This is a genomic window from Variovorax sp. 20P10.2.4, from assembly GCF_058244205.1.
Genome location: NZ_JBZAYE010000693.1, coordinates 1 through 3,604 on the forward strand (window position 1 = coordinate 1; position 3,604 = coordinate 3,604).

Sequence of the window (3,604 nt, forward strand, 5' to 3'; positions counted from 1 at the left end):
GAACAGCACCGGCACGCCCGAGGCGCGCACGCGCTGCAGCCGCTCGGGCGCGGTCTCGCCGGTGATCAGCAGCATCGGCGCGTCGAGCCGGAAGCGTTCGCGCAAGCGCAGGCCGAGCTCGAGCCCGTCGACGCCGCTCGACAGCCGGTAGTCGCACAGCAGCAGCGCGACCGGCGGCTCCTGCGCGCCGGGCCCGGTCAGCAGCGCCACCGCCTCGGCCTCGTCCGCCACCGCCGCGACCTCGATGCCGTAGGCGCTCATGAGCTCGGTCATGGCCTTGCGGATCTCCTCCTCGTCGTCGATCAGCAGCACGCGGCCGCGCAACGCCGGCACCTCGAAGCGCTGGCGCACCGGCAGCTCGAGGTCGAGCGGACTGAAGGCGCCCGCCGAGGCTTCCGAGGCTTCGGCCAGCGGCAGCACGACCCGAAAGCGCGTGCCGCGCCCGATGTGCGAGCGCAGCTCGATGCGATGGCCGAGCAGGCGCGAGAGCCGCTGCACGATCGACAGGCCGATGCCCAGGCCGCGCGAGCGGTCGCGCCCGAGGTTGTCGACCTGGTAGAACTCCTCGAAGATGCGGTCGCGCTGTTCGGGCGCGATGCCGATGCCGGTGTCGCGCACCTCGATCCACGCCTGGTCGCCGCGCGGGCGCGCGATCACCGTGACGCCGCCCTGCGTCGTGTACTTGAGCGCGTTGTCGACCAGGTTCGACAGCATGCGGTAGAGCAGCTGCGGATCGCTGTGGATCCACAGGCCGCTGGCGCGCACGCGCAGCTGCAGCCGCTTGCGCTCGGCCTGCGCCGAGAAGGTGTGGTGCAGCGGGATCAGCAGGGCATCGAGCGACAGCGCGCGCGGCGCCGCCTGGACCACGCCCGCGTCGAGGCGCGAGATGTCGAGCATGGTGTCGAGCGAGGCGCCCAGCGCGTCGACCGCGCGCATCAGCCGCTCCACGTTCTGGAGCTCGGGCCGCCGGCGCAGCGTGCTGCCCAGCGCCGCGCCGAACAGCGCGATCGCATGCATGGGCTGGCGCAGGTCGTGGCTGGCGGCGGCCAGGAAGCGGGTCTTCTCGGCGCTCGCGCGCTCGGTGGCCGCGACCTGCTCGCGAAGTTGGGCGGCCAGCGCCTCGTTCTCGAACTGCAGCATCAGCGAGGCCGTCAGGCGCTCGTTCTGCTTCACGCCCTCGCGCAGCGTGAGCACCAGGTTGAGCAGCGCGAAGCCGGCGAGGAACCAGTTCAGCATGCTGCCGTACCAGGCCAGCGCGACGATCAGCCCGCTCATCATCGGGATGCCGTAGCCGAACATCGCGCCCTTGAGCGGCCAGCGCGCCTGCACCGCGCGGGTCCAGCTGCCCATGATCACGACCGTCACGAAGGTGGTCATCGCGGGGCTCTGCAGCGCCACCAGGAACAGGCTGCACGGCGCCGTCATCGCGCTGACCAGCGTGACGTGGATGGTGTAGCGGCGCGCCCAGCGCGGGCTGTCGGCCAGCGGCACCGCGGGCGTCCAGCGCTTCGACAGCAGCACGTACAGGTCCATCAACACGATGGTCGTGACAATGCCCAGCACCAGCGCGCGGTGCCCGGGCAGCACGTTGAAGTAGCCGAACACGCCGATCGCGAGCGCGAAGACGCCGTGCGCCGCGATCGCCGTGGTGTGGCCGGCGTAGACCGAGGCCAGGTGCTCGCGCAGCACGCGCAGCGCGAGCGTGCCGTCCTGCGCCAGCGGTCCCGGCGTCGTGTCGTTCATCGGCCTGTCTCTCCCCGCGAGGTGGTTCCTCCGTCCCGGTTTCGCGGACCGAGCGGCTCATCGCCGCATCCTAGGCGGCAGCCCCGCGTCGCCGTAAGTGCCCAAAGTCATGCCCGGCGGCCACCGTGGGGGCGGGTGCGACAATCGCCGCGCCATGACTGACACCCTCACGATCACCCGCCCCGACGACTGGCACCTGCACGTGCGCGATGGCGCCGCCCTCGAAGCCGTCGTGCCCCACAGCGCGCGCCAGTTCGGCCGCGCGCTGATCATGCCGAACCTGCGTCCGCCCGTGACCACCGCCGCCCAGGCCGTGGCCTACCGCGACCGCATCCGCGCCGCCGTGCCCGCGGGCAGCGCCTTCGAGCCCGTGATGTCGCTCTACCTGACCGACAAGCTGCCGCCCGAGGAGATCGCGCTGGCCGCCGAGGCCGGCGTGCGCGCGCTCAAGCTCTACCCGGCCGGCGCCACCACCAACAGCGATGCCGGCGTGACCGACATCCGCAAGACCTACAAGACGCTCGAGGCGATGCAGAAGCACGGCCTCTTGCTGCTGGTGCACGGCGAGGTCACCGATCCCGCGATCGACCTGTTCGACCGCGAGGCCGTGTTCGTCGACCGCGTGATGATTCCGCTGCGCCGCGACTTCCCCGAGCTCAAGGTGGTGTTCGAGCACCTGACCACGAAGGAGGGCGCCGACTACGTGCGCGACGCCGACCGCTTCACGGCCGCCACCATCACCGCGCACCACCTGCTGTACAACCGCAACGCCATCTTCACCGGCGGCATCCGCCCGCACTACTACTGCCTGCCGGTGCTCAAGCGCGAGACGCACCGCGTGGCGCTGGTCGAAGCCGCCACCAGCGGCAGCGACCGCTTCTTCCTCGGCACCGACAGCGCGCCGCACCCGGCGCACCTGAAGGAGCACGCGCTGGGCTGCGCCGGCTGCTACACCGCGCTGACCGCCATCGAGCTCTATGCCGAGGCCTTCGACAACGCCAACGCGCTCGACAAGCTCGAGGGCTTCGCGAGCTTCCACGGCCCCGACTTCTACGGCCTGCCGCGCCATGCCGACAGCGTCACGCTGAAGCGCGAGAGCTGGACCGTGCCCGAGACCGTGCCCTACGGCGACGCCACGCTCAAGCCGCTGCGCGGCGGCGAAACCCTGAACTGGAAACTTTCATGAGAGCTCCATCACTCGATCAGTTGGCGCGATCCTGTCCAGAAACACCACGGAACCGGCTTTGCCGGGCCGTTGGTGTTGCCCCCGGTGAGGGGGGTGGCGAAGCGACACGAAGTGCGCGTAGCCTGGGGGAGAGCCAATGCGTCGTGTGATGCTGCTGATCGACGCCGACAACGTCTCGGCCGATGTGATCGAGCAGGCCGTGCAGCGCACGATGGACGAGTACGGCGCCATCCACGTGCGCCGCGCCTACTGCAATGCCGAGATGGCCGTGAACCGGCAGGCGCTGTTCAAGCGGCTGTCGGTGCGGCCGATGGTCAATCTCTCGGCCGGCAAGAACAGCACCGACATCGCGCTGTCGGTCGATGCGATCGACCTCGCGATCGCCGAGCGGCCCGACGTGGTGGTGCTGGTGTCCTCCGATTCCGACTTCGCGCCGCTGGTGATCCGGCTGCGCGAGAAGGGCTGCCGCGTCTGCGGCATCGGCCAGCAGGGCAAGACGGGCGAGGAGACGGTCGGCATCTACGACAGCTTCATGGACCTCGCGCACCACGGCGTGGCGCCGGCCGCGCGCACAGTGCCCGCGAAGAAGACGGCGGCGAAGAAGGCCGCCGCGAAGACGGCGCCCGCCAAGAAGGCACCGGCGAAGAAGGCCGCGGCCAAGACCGCGAGGAAGAC

General features: G+C 70.7%; 3 protein-coding genes. 2 read left to right on the forward strand and 1 reads right to left on the reverse strand.

What is annotated here, in order from left to right; genetic code table 11:
• The coding region (locus AC27VN_RS35770) for an ATP-binding response regulator (RefSeq protein ID WP_490879692.1) at positions 1-1,743 on the reverse strand (1,743 nt) is incomplete at its 3' end.
• Positions 1,744-1,897: 154 nt separating this feature from the next.
• On the opposite strand from AC27VN_RS35770, the gene pyrC reads away from it, so the two are divergent.
• The gene (gene pyrC / locus AC27VN_RS35775; RefSeq protein ID WP_490879693.1) at positions 1,898-2,929 is read left to right on the forward strand and encodes a dihydroorotase; all 1,032 of its coding nucleotides are present in this window, start codon (positions 1,898-1,900) and stop codon (positions 2,927-2,929) included.
• 148 nt (positions 2,930-3,077) lie between these two features.
• A partial coding sequence (locus AC27VN_RS35780) for an NYN domain-containing protein (protein ID WP_490879694.1) occupies positions 3,078-3,604 on the forward strand: 527 nt, incomplete at its 3' end.